Origin of the sequence: Pseudoxanthomonas japonensis (assembly GCF_010093445.1) — a bacterium.
GTDB classification, from domain to species: domain Bacteria; phylum Pseudomonadota; class Gammaproteobacteria; order Xanthomonadales; family Xanthomonadaceae; genus Pseudoxanthomonas_A; species Pseudoxanthomonas_A japonensis.
Map to the genome: position 1 here is coordinate 42,597 of NZ_PDWW01000014.1, position 17,336 is coordinate 59,932.

Genomic DNA, 17,336 nt, shown 5'->3' on the forward strand with positions numbered 1-17,336 from the left:
CGTTGCACCGCCCCTTGCGCAGGCGCAGCGGGGCGGCTTCGGGTTTCCAGCGCTACGACACCACGGCAGGCCGCGGGAGCGCTTTCTTTCTAATAGGTGTTGCGGGGCCGGAGGCAGCTTCCCTTGGGAGGGGGCGCCACGCGGGACATGTTCAGCATCAGGTGCCGTCACGCACCCGGCGGTATCCGGGCCTGCCGATCAGCCGCTAACATGGCCGCCCCTGGGGCGGTGGCCGCGCACTTGCCGGAATCGCGGGGAGACGGGCTTCTGGCCCAACTGCAACTCCCTGCGAAATCAAACCCTTATCTCGCGCTCCGAGTGTAACAGAATGAATGGCTCCAACCCCAGTCCCCCCTCCGAGAAGCCGGCTGCAGGCGCCAAGACCGCCGTGCGGACGGTCACGGTGCCGGAAGACCGGGGCGGGCAGCGGCTGGACAACTTCCTCCTGGGGCAGCTGAAAGGCGCGCCGCGCAGCCTGGTCTACAAGCTGGTGCGCAGCGGCCAGGTGCGGGTGAACGGGGGCCGGGCCAAGGCCGAACGGAAGCTGGAAGGCGGCGATGAGGTCCGGATTCCGCCCGTGAGTCTCGTCGAAGTGGGAGACAAGGTCGCGCCGCCAAGCGGCTTCCTGAAGCGGATGGAGGCGTCCATCGTGTTCGAGGACGAGCGCCTGCTGGTCATCAACAAGCCGACCGGCGTCGCCAGCCACGGCGGCAGCGGCATCAGCCACGGCGCCATCGAGACGATGCGCGCGCTGAGGCCGAACCAGACGCTGGAACTGGTGCACCGGCTGGACCGCGACACCTCCGGCCTGCTGGTGATGGCCAAGAAGCGCTCGGCCCTGTCCGAACTGCAGGCGCTGCTGCGCGAGGACAGCGAAGACGGCACCCGCGGCATCGAGAAGCGCTACCTGACCCTGCTGGTCGGCCGCATGCCGGATGGCGTGATGAGCGTGGACGCGGCGCTGCACATCGGCCTGCGCCAGGGCGGCGAGCGCCACGTGCAGGTGCATCGTGACGGCAAGGAATCGCTGAGCCACTTCCGCGTGCTGGAGCGGCGTGGCGGGCACTCGTACTGCGAGGTCCGCATCGAGACCGGCCGCACCCACCAGATCCGCGTGCATGCCCAGCACATCGGCCATCCCGTGGCGGGCGATGACAAGTACGGTGACCCGGCGGTCAACAAGCGCCTGCGCGAGCAGGTGGGCCTGAAGCGGTTGTTCCTGCATGCCGCCTCGCTGCAGTTCGCGCTCGACGGTGGCAGGACACCGTACGTGCTCAGCGCGCCGCTGGCCGAGGATCTGGCGGACGCGCTGGAGCGGTTGGGCTGAGCGCCATCACCAGGTCGTGCTGCAGGATGGGGATGGACGGAACACGAAGGGGCGTCAGGCGACATCCATCGAGGCCGTGAAGTCTTGGGGATCCAGTCCTTCAAGCACGCGCGTGACCGTGGAATGGAACGCCTGGAGGTCGAAATCCTGGGGCTTCCGCTTGGCGGCTGCGGCGCGGTGGATGGAACCCAGCAGCGACTGCTTGAAGACATCCCACTGCGCGGCAGGGGTGAGGAATCGAACGTCCGGCCAGTCCACCTGTCCGACCGACAGCAGTAGTCTCATCTTGGGGCGATAGCTGACGTAGTCGCGGGTATTTTCGAATCCGAAACCCTCGGAGGTATCCAGAATCTCGAACCCGAAAACATAGGTATCGATGGATTCACCGAAGGACAAGGTAGATATCGCCTCATCGAAGAGTTGCTCGATCCGGACGAGCTTCAGCCACCACACGCCCTTGCGCGGATCGAACCTCCAGCCGGCCTCCGCGTTGCTCGCGTATTTCACTGTCCAACTGGCGGACAGCTCTAGTTGGAATCTCATTTGGGTTCCTTCCCTTGCAGCGCGATGGGGCTGTCAGTCCTGGTCCATTAAGAGGCGAATGCACGTGGAGCGTGATCGATTTCCTGCAGTTGCGCGTCGACGGCAAACCACTCGACATCGGTGAAGTGAGGGTTGTCGGAGAGCAGGGCATCGATTGCGAGTACCACCGTCCGCATCTCCGCTACAGGGAGAGGACGCTTGAACAGCTTATCGGTGAAGGAGCGATAGGGTTCACACAGGCAGGACCATTGATCGTCTCCGACGTAGCCACAGCAGATGGATACCCTTGCATTCAGGAGAGGGTTCCCGAAGAGGATCCTGTAGCCCCAATCCTCGTCCATGGAGTCGGCCTGCATGCCCACCGGAAGTGCTGCGCAGAGCCACTCGGCCCATTCGCGACCCAGTTCCGTCTGGTCCGCGTCGTCACTCAGCGGCGAGAACAAGGTTGTCCGGAAACGGGCTTGCGTGCGCACGGGGAGGGTGCCCGTATGACCGATCTCAGCCCGCGCCCTGGGCGAAGCAGCGCGTCGGCTTTTCCAGCACCGGCGGGAACGTCACCGGCACGTTGATCGTGTGGGTGACCGGCTGACCATTGCGCGTGGCGGCGCGGAACTTCCAGGTCTGCACGGCCGCCAGCGCGGCCTTGTCGAGCGCGGCATTGCCACTGCTCTGTACCTGGGCAACGCGGGCTGGCACGCCGTCCTTCTCGATGGTCACGCGCAGTACGGTGGTGCCGCCCTCGCTGTTGCACTCGGCCTCGGCCGGGTAGGCAGGCGGCGGGGTGTCGATCGCGGCCAGTTCGGTCGGTGCGATGAGCGGCGCGGCGGCCTCTTCCGCCTTCTTCGTGCACGCCGACAGGGCGAACACGCCGGCGAGCAGCAGCATCGGTGATACGGGGATACGACGTCCCATCAGGATTCTCCCAGCAAGGCGCTGGCCTTGGCCGCGCAGATGAAGTCGTTCTCGCTCAGGCCGCCGACGTCGTGCGTGGAATAGCGCACGACCGCGCGGTTGTAGTGCACGCCAAGATCCGGATGGTGGTCTTCGGCATGCGCGATGAAGGCGAGGGCGTTCACGAACGCCATGGTCTCGTAGTAGTTGTCGAACGGGAACGTGCGCAGCAGCGCGTGGCCTTCCTCTGCCAGCTCCCAGCCGGGAATCTGGGGCAGCAGTTCGGCGATGCGGGCCGGCGGCAGGCGGTGTTCGCTGCCGCGCAACGGCACGCAGCGCGCGCGGGCCAGGGGGATCAGGTCGGACATGGCGGCTCTCCTGCGGGGGCGACCAGTCTGAACGAAGTGCGACGACCGGTCAGTGAACGTGAATGCCCGTCGGGCTGGCGGCTAGAATAGCCGCATGATCCAGATTTCCGACAGCGCGCAGGCGCACTTCCGCAAGCTGATCGAACGCGAGGCGCTGCCTGGCCTGGGCGTGCGCCTCAGCGCGGTCCATCCTGGGACGGCGCAGGCCGATGCGCGACTGGAGTTCGCCGAACCGCGCGACCTGGCCGGCGACGAATGGGCGGTGGACTGCGACGGTTTCACCCTGTACGTCGATGCGGCCAGCGTGCACTGGCTGGACGGTGCCGACATCGACTATGTCATGAAGGGTGCCAGCACCCAGCTGACCATCAAGGCGCCGCGCATCAAGGGCGAAGCGCCCGGTGAGGCGGCTTCGCTGGTCGAGCGCGTGCGCTGGGTCATCGACAACGAGATCAATCCGCAGCTGGCCTCGCACAAGGGGCGGGTGGCGGTGGAAGAAGTGGGCGGCGATGGCGTGGTATGGCTGCGCTTCGGTGGCGGCTGCCACGGCTGCGGCATGGCCGACGTCACCCTGAAGCAGGGCATCGAGAAGACGCTGATGGCGCGCGTGCCCGGTGTCACCGCGGTCCGCGACGCGACCGACCACGGGACCGGCGACGCGCCGTACATCCCGCGCGGCAACGCGGCCTGACGGAGCCGACCGCCGGTGACGAACGCCACCGACGTCATCGCACACCTGCTGCCGCGCAAGGCGGCCCCCATCGTCGAACGCCAGACCGGCCTGCCTTTCGGGTGGGGCCTGTGGTTGCGCGCGCTGCCCGAGCGGCTCGGCAGGATCACCAACGAGAAGGTCGATGCGATCCTCGGCGTGTTGGCTTCGCATGCGCCGGCGGCAAGGCGCGCCACGCCCTTCCTGCCCGGGCGCATGCTGGCGCTGCGTTCGCTGTTCTACCCGGGGTGGGGGCCGCCGCCGCGCGAAGAGCGCTGGATGCGCTGGGCGGCGGCGGTCAGCAGCGGCATGCTGCATCTGGTGTTCTTCCTGTTCCTGCTGTGGGTGGCGCTGGTGCAGATCCCGCCACCGCCCGACGAGGCCGGCGACAGCAGTCGCGTGCGCTTGGAAATGATCGGCGAGGGCAGCCCGGACGAAACCGGCGGCGCGACGCAGGCCGGCGAAACTGGCGCCGAGCAGACGGCGAGTGCCGCGCCTGCGGCGAGTCCGTCGGCGACGCCGGCGCCGCCCCAGCCGCAACCCGGCGAATCGTCGCCTCCGCCAACGGAAGTCGCGGCCCCCACCGTGGCGATGGACGTGCCGCCGCTGCCGCCGCGCGATGTGCCGGTACCCGAGATCGCGGATCAACCCTTGCAGGTCACCGAAGTCGCCGAACCGACCCGCGCCTTCGTGTTGCCGTCCGTCACGCCGCGCCAACCGGAGATCACCCAGCCGGCGCAGCGGGAGGTGGGTGTGCCCACCCGCGAGATTCCCGCCCCGGTCACCGCGCCCGTCGTGCGCCGCGATACGCCGGTGCGTGCCATCGACGTGCCGGCGATGGCCACGCGCGACGCTGAGGTCCGTGAGCGCGAGATGGCCACGCCTGCGCCGCAGGTACGCACGGTGCCGGTACCGTCGCGCGAGGTGTCGCCGCGTGCCGTCGCGACGCAGGAGCGCAATGTGCGGCAGGCCGAGGTCCGCGAGCCTTCGCCGCGGCCGTCTCCAGCGCCAGCGCCTGCCGTCACCACGCCGTCGACGACGGGGTCATCGAGTTCGCCTTCGACGGCGAGCACACGGGCACCATCGACGGCGACCGCCGCACCGCGTGGCACCACGGCGCCGACGTCGAGCAATGCAGGCCCGGCGCCCGCGACGAAACCCGGTGGCTGGAGCACCCCGGCACGTACGGACGACTGGGGCAATTCGCGCCGCAACGTGGCAGGCGACAGCGCTGCCGACGGCCGCGACCAGGCGGGGCTCTACAACGCCGACGGCAGCCTGCGCGTGCCCGGCAACGCCGGCGAGGCGACAGCACAACGCGGCGCGCCTGGCGGCGGCAACGACCAGTGGACGCGCGAGCGGCTGGATGAGGCGGGCACGTGGCTGCAGCGGCCGCCCTACGATTACGAACCGACCAGTTTCGACAAGTACTGGGTGCCCAGCGAGTCGCTGCTGGCGGAATGGGTGCGGCGCAACGTGCGCGAAGTGGACATCCCCATCCCCGGCACGAACATGAAGCTCAAGTGTTCGATCTCGGTGCTCCAGCTCGGTGGCGGGTGCGGACTGGGCAGCCTGTTCCCGGAGCCGCCGAAGGCGCGGCCGCCGCCGGAGATTCCGGTCAAGCGCACGCCGATCCCGACCGACAGCTGATGGCGAGATGACAAGGGGTGCGCGGTGCGATGCGGGAGCGACGCAAGTCGCGATGGGGTGCCGCGGTGGTTCATCGCGACTTGCGTCGCTCCCACAGAAGCCGCGGGTGTCGCCGCAAACAGGAACGGAGCCTTGCGGCTCCGTTTCTGTTTTCCCGATGAGGGGAAGACAACGCTCAGCGATGCACGTTGTGCAGGTCGCGCAGCTGCGAGGGGCGCGAACCGAAATAGGCGGCGAGGTCGGAAATGTCCTGATCGCTGAGGTTCGCGGCCTGCGGCGACATCAGTGCGTGCTGGCGGTCGCCGCTGCGGTAGGCCTGCAGTGCGTGCGCCAGGTAGTCGCCGTACTGGCCACCCAGCTTGGGGTAGGTGTCGTCGATCGGCGCATTGCCGTCGGCGCCGTGGCAGTCGATGCAGCTCTGGCCGGTGGCCTGGCCCTTCGCCTTGGCCAGTTCCTCGCCCTTGGCGATGTGGCCCTTGGGCAGGCCGGCCGACGAGCTGGAACCGTGTTCGCCACTGGCATGGCCCGGGTTTTCGGCCGAAGCCTCGGTGTTTTCCTTCGAGCAAGCCACCAGGGCGAGGGCCGCGAACAGGACGATGGCTAGACGCTGGGCGTGCTTGGCGTTGGGCATGGTGGTCTTACTTGACGGTGGAAAGGAATGCGGCGATGTCGGCGATGTCCTGGTCAGAGAAGCTCTGCGCCTGGGCCTGCATCGTGGGGTGCTTGCGGTTGCCGGTGCGGTACTCGGTCAGTGCGTTGGCCAGGTAGTCGGCCGACTGGCCACCGATCTTCGGCACCTTGAAGCTCGGATACGCATTCTTGTAGCCGACGATGCCGTGGCAGCCCTGGCAGGTGTAGGTGAGCGTGCGGCCGGTGTCGGCATTGCCGACCAGCGGCTTGGGTGCGGCGGCGGGCGCCGTGGCCGGTGCGGCAGCTTCGGTCGCCGGCGGCGCGGCCTGGGGGTCCTGTTGTGCGGTCAGGGCGGCCAGCGGAAGGGCGGCCAAGGCAAGGCAAGCGGCGAGCGGAAGCAGTCGCATCATTCTCGTGGAACTCTCAGGTTGCGCGCGCCGCGTACCACCGCGGCGCTTGGCTGAACGCAAGTATAGCCTGCGACCGAATGTCGCGCACAGGCATGGCATGTGGCGGTGCGCCTGCGACGCCGCCGCCGGCAGGGAGCGTCCTGGCATCGCGGGATCGAACGTCCGCATGGCGTGTCGCGGGGCCGCGCGTCTCCAGTGGAAGCGGCCTGCAGCACAACGTCCGACGCAAGTCACCATGACCTTCGGCGCATGGCAGCCATTCAGGGGTGATATACCTTCATACAACACCACCACAACACCACCACGGTACCGCCCCATGTCCCGACCCCGCCCCCATTCCGGCCGTTCCTACCTGCGCCTCGCACTGATGCCCGTCCTGTGCGGCCTGCTGGTCCTGTCCGCCTGCAAGGGGGGCGGCCCCACGCCGGAGGCCCAGGCCAAGAACGGCGAGGCATCGAAGGAGTCCGAAGCCGTTCCGGTCGAAGTGGCCAAGGCCACGCACCGTACGGTGGCTGCCAGCTACAGCGGTACCGCGGCGCTGGAGGCGTTGGGCGAGTCGCAGGTGGTCGCCAAGACGTCCGGCGTCGCACTGGCCGTGCTGGTCGATGAAGGGCAGATCGTCCGCGCCGGCCAGGCGCTGGTGAGGCTTGATGCCGACCGCTCGCGCCTGCAGGTGGCCCAGGCCGAAGCGCAGATGCGCAAGCTGGAAAACAACTACCGTCGTGCGCAGCAACTGGTCGAACAGCAGATGATCAGCGCCAACGACGTCGACCAGATCAAGTACGACCTGGAGAACGCGCGGGCTGTCTACCGTGCCGCCTCGCTGGAACTGTCCTACACCACGGTCACCGCGCCGATCTCCGGCGTGGTCGCGTCGCGCTCGATCAAGACCGGCAACTTCGTGCAGATCAACTCGCCGATCATCCGCATCGTCGACAGTTCGCGGCTCGAAGCCACGTTGAACGTGCCCGAGCGGGAAATCGCCAAGCTCAAGCCGGGCCAGGCCGTCGGGCTGGTGGTGGACGCACTGCCCGGCAAGCAGTTCACCGGCGAGGTGGATCGTGTCGCGCCGGTGGTGGACAACGGTACCGGCACGTTCCGCGTGGTGGCCTCGTTCCCGGGCGAAGGCGAGCTGCAGCCCGGCATGTTCGGCCGGCTGAACATCAACTACGACCAGCGCGCCGATGCGCTGGTGGTGCCGCGCACCGCGTTGCTGGAGGACGGTGGCGAGCCCGCCGTCTACGTGGTGCGCGATGGCAAGGCGCAACGTACCGTGCTGAAGCTGGGCTACAACGATGCCGGCTGGGTCGAGGTGCGTGAAGGCCTGAAAATCGGTGACCAGGTGGTGATCGCCGGCAAGGCTGCGCTGCGCGAAGGCAGTGCGGTGCAGGTGATCGGCCAGGAGAAGAAGGCTGCCACCGCAGCCAAGGCGCCGGCCGCGGAGGCGAGCAAGCAATGAGTGCACACGGACCTTCGGCGTCCGGTGGTGGCTTCGACCTGATCGAATTTTCCACGCGCCGCCGCGTCACCATCGCGATGATGACGCTCACCCTGGTGCTGTTCGGCCTGATCTCGCTGTCCAGCCTGAAAGTCGAACTGCTGCCGGATCTCAGCTATCCGACGCTGACGGTGCGCACCGACTATGAAGGTGCAGCGCCGGCGGAAGTGGAGACGCTCATTTCGCAGCCGGCCGAAGAAGCGCTCGGCATCGTCAAGGGCCTGCGCAAGCTCAAGTCGATCTCCCGGACCGGGCAGAGCGACGTGGTGCTGGAGTTCGCGTGGGGCACGGACATGCAGCAGGCCGGCCTGGACGTGCGCGACAAGATGGAGACGCTGCAGTTGCCGCTGGAGGCCAAGGCTCCGGTGCTGCTGCGCTTCAATCCTTCCACGCAGCCGATCATGCGCCTGGCGCTTTCGTCGAAGCAGGAAGCCGGCAACGAGGCCGATGCGATCCGCCGTCTGATGGAACTGCGCCGTTACGCCGACGAGGACCTCAAGCGCAAGCTCGAGCCGGTTGCGGGCGTCGCCGCGGTCAAGGTGGGCGGTGGTCTGGAAGACGAAATCCAGGTCGACATCGACCAGCGCAAGCTCGCCCAACTGGGCCTGTCGCTGGACAACGTCATCCAGCGCCTGCAGCAGGAGAACGTGAACCTGTCCGGCGGTCGTCTGGAGGAGGGCTCGCAACGCTACCTGGTGCGCACGGTCAACCAGTTCGCCACGGTCGATCAGATGCGCGAGATGCTGCTGACCACATCGGCGGGGGCCTCGTCCAGCAGTTCGACCGGCACCAACCAGCAGTTGATGACGGCGATCCTGGGCAGCAGCGATCCCAACGTGATCGCGGCGCTGCGCAGCGATGCCAGCGGTGGCGCGCCGAGCGTACGCCTGAAGGACGTTGCCGACGTGCGCCAGGGGTACAAGGAGCGCGAAGCGGTGATCCGCAGCGCCGGCCACGAGGCGGTGGAACTGGCCGTCTACAAGGAAGGCGATGCCAATACGGTGTCCACCGCCGATGCGCTGGAACAACGCCTGGAACTGATCCGCAAGGAAATGCCCAAGGACATCGAGATGACCATGGTGGAGGACCAGTCGGTCTTCATCCGCCATGCCATCAAGGACGTCAAGGTCGATGCGGTGATCGGTGGCCTGCTGTCGATCCTGATCATCTTCCTGTTCCTTCGCGATGGCTGGAGCACCTTCGTCATCTCGCTGTCGCTGCCGATCTCGATCATCGCCACCTTCTTCTTCATGGGCCAGTTGGGCCTGAGCCTGAACGTGATGTCGCTCGGCGGCCTGGCGCTGGCCACGGGTCTGGTGGTCGACGATTCGATCGTGGTGCTGGAGTCGATCGCCAAGGCGCGCGAGCGCGGCATGGGCATATTGGAAGCCGCGATCAAGGGCACGCGAGAAGTGTTCATGGCAGTGGTCGCCTCCACGCTCACCACGATCGCGGTGTTCCTGCCGCTGGTGTTCGTCGAGGGCATCGCCGGCCAGTTGTTCCGCGACCAGGCGTTGACGGTGTCGATCGCCATCGCAGTGTCGCTGGTGGTGTCGATGACGCTGATTCCCATGCTGAGCGCACTGAAGGGCCGTCCGCCGCTCGAATTCCCCGCGGAAACGCCGCGCGAGCCCTGGCGTCCGGAAAGCCGCTGGAAGAAGCCGGCGGCTTACGCGGGGCGTGGCATCGGCGCGCTGTTCCAGTACGGCTTCTTCTCGCTGGTGTGGCTGGTGGTGCGGATCTTCCGCGGCCTCGCGGCGGTGATCGGGCCGGTGATGCGCAAGGCCAGCGACCTGGCGATGGCGCCGTACGGGAAGGCCGAGGCCGGTTACCTGCGGATGCTGCCGGCCGCGTTGAAGCGCCCAGTCCCGGTGCTGGGCGGCGCTGCGCTGGCGTTCGCGCTGACCCTTGCCGCGCTGCCGTTGCTGGGCGTGGACCTGATCCCGCAACTTGCGCAGGACCGTTTCGAGATGACCGCCAAGCTGCCTCCGGGCACACCGTTGGCGCAGACCGACGCGCTGGTGCGTGAGGTGCAGCGCGCGCATGCTGGCGAGGCGGGCACGCGCCTGCTGTACGGCGTTTCCGGTACCGGCACGCGCCTGGACGCCAGTCCGACCGAGAGCGGCGAGAACATCGGCAAGCTGTCGGTGGTGATGACCGACAACGCGCGCGAGCAGGCGCTGGTCGAGAGCCTGCGCGAGACCATGAAACAGTGGCCGGAAGCCCAGGTCGACTTCGCCCGTCCGGAGCTGTTCGCCCTGGCACCCCCGCTCGAGATCGAAATCGAAGGCAACAACCTGGAGTCGATCCGCGTGGCGGGCAACCGCCTCGCCGAACTGCTGCGGCAGAGCCCGCACTACGCCGACGTGAAGTCGACGGTGGAACAGGGGTTCCCCGAGATCCAGATCGTGTTCGACCAGGACCGGGCGGCCGCGCTGGGCCTGACCACGCGGCAGATCGCCGATGCCGTGGTCAACAAGGTACGCGGCAACGTCGCCACGCGCTACAGCTTCCGCGACCGCAAGATCGACGTGCTGGTACGCGTGCAGGAATCCGAGCGCGCCTCGGTCGACGACATCCGCCGCCTGATCGTCAATCCCGGCGGCAACAAGCCGGTGGAGTTGATCTCGGTGGCCGATGTCATCGCCACCACCGGTCCGAGCGAGATCCATCGCGCCGACCAGCGTCGTGTGGCCATCGTGTCGGCCAACCTGCGCGACATCGACCTGGGCAAGGCCATCACGGAAGTCCGGGACATGGTGTCGAAGAACCCGCTGGGCACCGACGTGGGCATGCGCATCGGCGGCCAGGGCGAGGAACTGGGCGAGTCGATCCGTTCGCTGCTCTTCGCGTTCGGCCTGGCGATCTTCCTGGTCTACCTGGTCATGGCCTCGCAGTTCGAATCGCTGCTGCACCCGTTCGTCATCCTGTTCACCATCCCGCTGGCGCTGGTCGGTGCGGTGGCGGCGCTGCTGCTGTCGCGTTCGCCGGTATCGGTGGTGGTGTTCATCGGCCTGATCCTGCTGGTCGGCCTGGTGGTGAAGAACGCGATCATCCTGATCGACAAGGTCAATCAGCTGCGCGAGGAAGGCGTCGCCAAGCGCGTGGCGCTGGTGGAAGGCGCACGCTCGCGCCTGCGCCCGATCATGATGACCACGCTGTGCGCGGTGTTCGGCTTCCTGCCGCTGGCGCTGGCCTTCGGGCAAGGTGCCGAAGTGCGGTCGCCGATGGCGATCACGGTGATCGGCGGCCTGCTGGTATCCACGCTGCTGACGCTGCTGGTGATCCCGGTGGTGTACGACCTGCTGGACCGCAAACCGGACGAGTTCTATGCCGAACGCGGTCGTCGCGCGCGCCTCGTCGCCGCGCAGGCCGAGCAGGTGATCTCGCACGAGGATGATCCCATCGGTCGCGTCGGGGGCTGATCCGATGAACATCACCGAGCTGTCCATCCGCCGCCCTGTCACCACCATCATGTTGTTCGTATCGATGGTGGTGATCGGCCTGATCGCCTCGTTCCGGCTGCCGCTGGAGGCCGAGCCGGAAGCCACCATACCGTTCTTCTTCGTCTCGTTGCCATATCCGGGATCCACCCCGGAAGAAGTCGAGCGCAACCTGCTGCGGCCGGTGGAGGAGGCCATCGCCACGATGCCGGGCATCAAGACGATGAACTCGCGCGCCAATGCCGAAGGCGGCCAGATCCAGGTCGAATTCAGCGATTGGGACCGGGACATCGCGATGGCCGCCTCCGAGGCGCGCGAACGCATAGATGCGGTGCGAGACGAGTTGCCGGATGATTTCCGCCGCTATTACGTGCAACGTTGGAGCACCAGCGACCAGGAGGCGATCAGCCTTCGCCTCAGTAGCCAGGAAGACCTGACGGCCCGCGCCGACCTGCTGGAGCGCAGCATCAAGCAGCATCTGGAACGGTTGCCGGGTGTGGCGCGCGTCGAGGTCGAGGGCGTGGCAAGGCAGGAAGTGCTGGTCGCCTTGGACAAGGACCGCATCAGTGCTCACGGGGTTGCGCTCAACGAGCTGGTCGGCAAGTTGCAGGCGGCCAACTTCTCCGTGTCCGCCGGGCAGATCACCGAAGACGGCCGCCGCCTGCGCGTGCAGCCGCGCGGCGAGTTGCTCGAACTGCAGGCGTTGCGCGACCTGCCGATCGATGGGCGCGGCACGCGCCTGTCCGATATCGCCGATGTCAGCCTGCAGCCGCAGCGCATGAGCTACGTGCGCAAGATGGAAGGCAAGCCCAGCGTGGGCGTGGACATCTACAAGGAGCGTTCGGCGAACCTCGTCGACCTGTCGAGGACGGTGGGCAAGGAAGTGGAGGCGCTGCGTCAGGACCCGGCGATGCACGGGGTCGACATCGAGGTCGCCTGGGATTCGGGCAAGGCGGTGACCAGTTCGCTGCTGGCGCTGGCGGAAGCGGGGGCGATCGGCCTGGTGCTGTCGGTGATCGTGCTGTACGCCTTCCTGCGCCACTGGCCGTCGACGCTGATGGTGTCCATGGCCATCCCGATCTGCTTCATCATGACGCTCGGCTTCATGTACTTCGTCGGGATAAGCCTGAACATCATCTCGATGATGGGCCTGCTGCTCGCGGTCGGTATGCTGGTCGACAATGCGGTGGTGGTGGTCGAAAGCATCTACCAGGAACGGGAGAAGTTCCCCGACCAACCGGAGGTCGCCTCGATCATCGGTACCCGCCACGTGGCGATCGCGCTGTCGGCCGGCACCCTGTGCCACTGCGTGGTGTTCCTGCCGATGATGTTCGGCGAGAAGAACATCATCACGATCTACCTCTCGCAGCTGGCGGTCACCATCTCGTTCTCGCTGCTGGCTTCGTGGCTGGTGGCCGTGAGCCTGATCCCCATGCTGTCGGCGCGGATGAAGACGCCGCCTGCCGTGAAGTCGCCACTGATCAGCCGTCTGCAGGAACGCTACGCGCGCGTGCTCCGCTGGACGCTGGAACACCGTGGCTGGAGCGTCGCCGGCATCCTGCTGATCTCGGCGATCAGCGTCTTCCCGATGATGAATACCAGCGGCGGCGGCGACGACAATGATCCCGACGAGATCAACATCTTCTACCAGTGGAAGGGCTCCTACTCGAAGGAGGAGATGGGCAAGGAAGTGCAGCGGGTGGAGGACTTCGTCAATGCCAACCGCAAGGAGTTCCACATCAAGCGGGTGTACAGCCGCTACTCCGAGCAGGGCTGGGCGCAGACGCGGCTCTATCTGGACATCGACGATCGTGAAGTAAGCAAGAAGATCGAGGAGGAAGTCCGCAAGGGCTTGCCGCAGTCGGCGCGGGCCAAGCTCGGCATCGGCTGGCCAGGCGGCATGGGCAGCGAGGGCCAGGGTGTGCGCTTCAGCCTGATCGGCGACTCCAGCCAGACCCTGCGCGAGCTGGCCGAAGACGTCATGCCCATCCTGGCGCGCGATCCGAAACTGCGTGACGTGCGCGTGGATGTCGGCGATGCCAATTCCGAGCTGGCGGTACAGGTGAACCGCGAGCGTGCGGCCTCCTACGGCTTCAGCGCGCAACAGGTGGCGCAGTTCGTCGGCATGGCATTGCGCGGCTCGTCGCTGCGGGATTTCCATCGCGACGACGTGGAGATTCCGGTCAACGTGCGCTTCGCCGGATCGGATCACTACGGCATTGAAGACCTGTCCTCGTTCATGGTGCGCAGCGCCTCGGGCAAGGAGATTCCCCTGCTTGCGATGGTCGACGTCAACGTCAACCCCGCTGCCAACTCGATCCAGCGCCTGAACCGCCAGACGATGCTGCGGATCGAAGCCGGGCTGGCCAAGGATGTGTCGATGGAGGACGCGCGCAAGTCCGTGGAAGCGACGCTGGACGGCATGGAGTTCCCGCCTGGCTATGGCTACACGTTCAATGGCGCGGGCTTCAACATCAACTTCGACGGCATGGACCAGATGGTAACGGCCATCATGATCGCGCTGGTGTTGATGCTAGTGATCATGGCAGCGGTGTTCGAGTCGCTGCTGTTCCCGGTCGCCATCATGTCCTGCGTGCTGTTCTCGATCTTCGGCGTGTACTGGTTGTTCTGGCTGACGGGGACCGAGATGAACATCATGGCGGTGATCGGCATCCTGGTGCTGATGGGCGTGGTCGTGAACAACGGCATCGTGATGATCGAGCACATCAACAACCTGCGGCGGCGCGGCATGGCGCGGACGGATGCGCTGGTGGAAGGCAGTCGCGAACGCCTGCGCCCGATCATGATGACGATGGGCACGGCGATCCTGGCGATGATCCCGATCGCGCTGAACACGCAGACTGCCGACGGCATGCCTCCTTACCACCCGATGGCGCGTGCCATCGCCGGCGGGCTGGCGTTCTCGACGGTCGTCAGTCTGATGTTCCTGCCGACCATCTACGCGCTGCTGGACGACCTGCGCAGCGGTACAGCCCGTTTGATCAAGCGGGCACGCCAGCGCCGCGGCCAGGCGCCTATGGTGGCAAGTGCCACCAGTCCGCACGGGGACTGACGCGGACGGCAGAGAAAAAGCCGGGCATTGCCCGGCTTTTTCTTTGGGTGGTGCGTCGGGGGAAGGATCAGCCGACGAGTTTTCCCAGCATCCGCAATCCGCCGGTCCACACGCCGATGGCGGTACCGAGGCTGGTCAGGAAGAAGTTCAGCAGCACGCGTGCCACCCGGTTCTTCCACCAGCCGCGCATCGTCTGCACGTCATCGCGCAACGCCATGAAGTCCGCATAGGTCGGCTTGCGAAGTGTCGCTTCCACGAACGCACTGACCGTGCCTGAGGCGAGCGCCGGATGCAGCGGCGTGAGCGGGGAAGAGACGAACGCCGCCAGGATGCTGAGCGGATGCCCGCCCGCGATCGCGCAGCCGATGGCGCCGAGGATGCCGGTCGCCAGCACCCACTGCAGCAGCAGGTCGGAGCCGACATCCACACCGCCCTGCCAGAAGCCCCAGGCGAAGCCGCCGATGAGGAACGCGCCGATGATGACTTCCATCCACGGAAAGCGCGACTTGGCTTTCACGACCTCGAGCGAGCGGCGGATCTCGGCCGGGTCGGCGGTGTCGTCCTTCAGGTGCCGGGTCAGGCCGGGCAGGTGGCCTGCACCCACCACCGCAAGCACGCGATACGGCGATGCCGCATCCGTCGGCTTGCCCGCGGCGACCTGGCGCAGAGCGGAAGCCATGTACTGGTCGCGCTCGGCAATGATGGTCTCGTACAACTGCGGGCTTTCGGCGGCGAACTCACCGAAGCTCGATTCCATCATGTCGCCCTGCTTGAGCTTCTCGATCTCGTCATCGCCGACTTCCTCGTCGCCGAACATGCTGGCCATGATGCCGGCGCCGACCTTGGTCCGCTGCCACCAGCCCAGCGATTGCAGCGCACGCTTGAAGGTCAGTCCGACCTCGCGGTCGATCAGGTGCACGGGCAGGCCGCGCGCCTTCGCATCCAGTGCGCCGGCCTTCAGTTCCTCGCCGGGCTCCACGCCGAGTTGTTCGGCCAGGCGCCGCTGGTAAGCGGCCAGCGCAAGATTGGCGGCGAACAGGTGGGTCTTGCCTTCGCGGATCACCTTCACCAGGTCCAGCCGCGACAGCGTGTCGGGGTCGGTCAGCGACTGCAGGCGGCCCGGGTCCAGTTCCACCGCGACGCTGTCGTAGTCGCCACTGGCTACGGCCGCACGCACCGCGTCGACGCTGGCGCGCGAGACGTGGGCGGTGCCGAGCAGGGTGTAGCGCACGCCATCGCGTTCGACGATCTCGTGGGGTTGTCCGTGCAGCGGGTCGGCAACGGCGTCAATCGATTCGGTCATCGGGTCGTTCGTCAGGTCAATCGTCTTTCGGAGGCGCGGCGGTGCCGTCGCCGAGGGTGCGTTGCATCTGCACGGTGTCCAGCCAGCGGTCGTGCTTCCAGGCGATGCCGCGGAAGATGCCGACCAGGGTGAAGCCGAACTTCTCGTGCAGGCGGATGGAGGCGGTGTTGGTGGGCTCGCCGATCACGGCGATCATCTGCCGGTAGCCGCGTGATTCGCAGGCCTCGATCAGTGCCTGCATCAGCGCGGCGCCGATGCCCTGGCCCTGCTGGCCGGGCACCACGTAGACCGAGTTTTCGACCGTCTTCCGATAGCCGGCGCGGGCGCGATAGCTGCTCGCGTAGGCGTAGCCGACGAAGGCGTCGTCGAGTTCGGCGACCAGATAGGGATAACCCGCGTCCAGCACGCCCTGCATGCGGCGCGCCATCTCGGGCTCATCCGGCACGTCGTACTCGTAGGTGTTGACGTGGTCGCGGACTTCATCCGCATAGAGGGCGGCGATGGCCGGCACATCGGCCGGCGTGGCATCACGGACGATCAGCGGCACACGCACGCCTCAGTCGATGTAGCGCTTGAGCAGGTCGCCGTACGCATCGATGCGACGGTCGCGCAGGAACGGCCAGATGCGACGCACGTGTTCGCTGCGCCGCAGGTCGACGTCGGCCATCAGGATGGTCTCGTCGGTGCCGGCTTCGGCGATGAATTCGCCCTGCGGACCGAGTACGTGGCTGTTGCCCCAGAACTGGATGCCGGAAGCGCCGAGCGGCGACGGCTCATGGCCGACGCGGTTGCAGCTCAACACCGGCAGGCCGTTGGCGACCGCGTGGCCGCGATGGCTCAGCACCCAGGCGTCGCGCTGGCGGTTCTTCTCCGGCTGTTCGTCATCCGGGTCCCAGCCGATCGCGGTGGGGTACAGCAGCAGGTCGGCGCCGGCCAACGCCATCAGGCGCGCGGCTTCCGGATACCACTGGTCCCAGCAGACCAGCACGCCAAGACGGCCCACTGAAGTGTCGATCGGCGTGAAGCCGATGTCGCCCGGCGTGAAATAGAACTTCTCGTAGAAGCCCGGATCGTCCGGGATGTGCATCTTGCGGTACTTGCCCGCGATGCTGCCGTCCTTTTCGTAGACCACGGCGGTGTTGTGGTACAGCCCGGCCGCGCGACGCTCGAACAGCGACGACACCAGCACCACGCCATGCTGCTTTGCCAGCTTGCCGAGTCGCTCGGTGCTGGGGCCGGGGATGGGCTCGGCCAGGTCGAACTCGTTGACCGATTCGTGCTGGCAGAAATACGCGCCGTTGTGCAGTTCCTGCAGCAGTACCAGCTTCGCGCCGCGCTTGGCGGCTTCGGCGACGCGCGCCTCGATCACCGACAGGTTGGCGTCGGCGTCGCCGTGGTTCTTTTCCTGGATCAGGGCAACGGGCAGGGTGGTGCGGCTCATCGTGCGAGGCGGGGGTATCGAGGGGAGGGCGCATGGTACCGCGTCCTCCG

The 17,336-nt window shown here is 66.9% G+C and carries 15 protein-coding genes and 1 pseudogene; 7 read left to right on the plus strand and 9 right to left on the minus strand.

Annotated features, from left to right (window positions below):
• Nucleotides 1-328 precede the first annotated feature (328 nt).
• A complete protein-coding gene (locus tag CSC78_RS10960; protein WP_162337919.1) occupies nt 329-1,327 on the plus strand; it encodes an RluA family pseudouridine synthase in 999 nt (332 codons plus the stop codon).
• 54 nt (nt 1,328-1,381) lie between these two features.
• Here the strand turns inward: CSC78_RS10960 and CSC78_RS10965 are convergent, their stop codons facing one another.
• The 4 genes from CSC78_RS10965 to CSC78_RS10980 are packed head-to-tail and all read right to left on the minus strand — an operon-like array spanning nt 1,382 to nt 3,129.
• Nucleotides 1,382-1,870, minus strand: coding sequence for a hypothetical protein (locus CSC78_RS10965; RefSeq protein ID WP_162337920.1), 489 nt, complete (start codon nt 1,868-1,870; stop codon nt 1,382-1,384).
• Between the two features lie 47 nt (nt 1,871-1,917).
• Nucleotides 1,918-2,343, minus strand: a complete 426-nt coding sequence (locus tag CSC78_RS10970) for a hypothetical protein (RefSeq protein ID WP_162337921.1) — start codon at nt 2,341-2,343, stop codon at nt 1,918-1,920.
• Between the two features lie 25 nt (nt 2,344-2,368).
• Nucleotides 2,369-2,782, minus strand: coding sequence for an energy transducer TonB (locus CSC78_RS10975; protein WP_162337922.1), 414 nt, complete (start codon nt 2,780-2,782; stop codon nt 2,369-2,371).
• Complete coding sequence (locus CSC78_RS10980; protein ID WP_162337923.1) at nt 2,782-3,129, minus strand: 4a-hydroxytetrahydrobiopterin dehydratase; 348 nt, start codon at nt 3,127-3,129, stop codon at nt 2,782-2,784. Before CSC78_RS10980 ends, CSC78_RS10975 begins: the two co-directional genes overlap by 1 nt.
• 94 nt (nt 3,130-3,223) lie before the next feature.
• Here CSC78_RS10980 and CSC78_RS10985 point away from each other — a divergent pair, with 94 nt between their 5' ends.
• On the plus strand, nt 3,224-3,820 hold the full coding sequence (locus tag CSC78_RS10985; protein ID WP_162337924.1) for an NfuA family Fe-S biogenesis protein: 597 nt from the start codon (nt 3,224-3,226) through the stop codon (nt 3,818-3,820).
• A gap of 15 nt (nt 3,821-3,835) precedes the next feature.
• On the plus strand, nt 3,836-5,488 hold the full coding sequence (locus CSC78_RS10990; RefSeq protein ID WP_162337925.1) for a hypothetical protein: 1,653 nt from the start codon (nt 3,836-3,838) through the stop codon (nt 5,486-5,488).
• 175 nt (nt 5,489-5,663) lie between these two features.
• On the opposite strand, the gene CSC78_RS10995 is transcribed toward CSC78_RS10990, so the two are convergent.
• Nucleotides 5,664-6,119 carry a c-type cytochrome gene (locus CSC78_RS10995; RefSeq protein WP_162337926.1) on the minus strand — a complete coding sequence of 152 codons (456 nt, stop codon included), beginning with the start codon at nt 6,117-6,119 and terminating at the stop codon, nt 5,664-5,666.
• Nucleotides 6,120-6,126: 7 nt separating this feature from the next.
• The gene (locus CSC78_RS11000) at nt 6,127-6,525 is read right to left on the minus strand and encodes a c-type cytochrome (protein WP_162337927.1); all 399 of its coding nucleotides are present in this window, start codon (nt 6,523-6,525) and stop codon (nt 6,127-6,129) included.
• Between the two features lie 319 nt (nt 6,526-6,844).
• Here CSC78_RS11000 and CSC78_RS11005 point away from each other — a divergent pair, with 319 nt between their 5' ends.
• The 4 genes and pseudogenes from CSC78_RS11005 to CSC78_RS11015 all read left to right on the plus strand — a co-directional run bounded on the left by CSC78_RS11005 (nt 6,845) and on the right by CSC78_RS11015 (nt 14,542).
• On the plus strand, nt 6,845-7,987 hold the full coding sequence (locus tag CSC78_RS11005) for an efflux RND transporter periplasmic adaptor subunit (protein WP_379608868.1): 1,143 nt from the start codon (nt 6,845-6,847) through the stop codon (nt 7,985-7,987).
• Nucleotides 7,984-9,645: pseudogene (locus CSC78_RS19280) on the plus strand (efflux RND transporter permease subunit); the annotation flags it as partial. The gene CSC78_RS11005 and the pseudogene CSC78_RS19280, both read left to right, overlap by 4 nt.
• A gap of 219 nt (nt 9,646-9,864) precedes the next feature.
• The gene (locus CSC78_RS19285) at nt 9,865-11,451 is read left to right on the plus strand and encodes an efflux RND transporter permease subunit (RefSeq protein ID WP_407072270.1); all 1,587 of its coding nucleotides are present in this window, start codon (nt 9,865-9,867) and stop codon (nt 11,449-11,451) included.
• Nucleotides 11,452-11,455: 4 nt separating this feature from the next.
• Entirely contained in the window at nt 11,456-14,542 is a 3,087-nt protein-coding gene (locus tag CSC78_RS11015; RefSeq protein WP_162337929.1) for an efflux RND transporter permease subunit, read from the plus strand.
• A 67-nt stretch (nt 14,543-14,609) separates the two neighbouring features.
• On the opposite strand, the gene CSC78_RS11020 is transcribed toward CSC78_RS11015, so the two are convergent.
• From CSC78_RS11020 to CSC78_RS11030, 3 genes are read right to left on the minus strand one after another with little or no spacing between them, the layout of a single operon-like run.
• The gene (locus CSC78_RS11020; RefSeq protein WP_162337930.1) at nt 14,610-15,845 is read right to left on the minus strand and encodes a TraB/GumN family protein; all 1,236 of its coding nucleotides are present in this window, start codon (nt 15,843-15,845) and stop codon (nt 14,610-14,612) included.
• A gap of 16 nt (nt 15,846-15,861) precedes the next feature.
• Nucleotides 15,862-16,392 carry a GNAT family N-acetyltransferase gene (locus CSC78_RS11025; protein ID WP_162337970.1) on the minus strand — a complete coding sequence of 177 codons (531 nt, stop codon included), beginning with the start codon at nt 16,390-16,392 and terminating at the stop codon, nt 15,862-15,864.
• Nucleotides 16,393-16,401: 9 nt separating this feature from the next.
• Nucleotides 16,402-17,286: a carbon-nitrogen hydrolase gene (locus CSC78_RS11030; RefSeq protein WP_162337931.1), complete on the minus strand. Its 885-nt coding sequence runs from the start codon at nt 17,284-17,286 to the stop codon at nt 16,402-16,404.
• Nucleotides 17,287-17,336 lie beyond the last annotated feature (50 nt).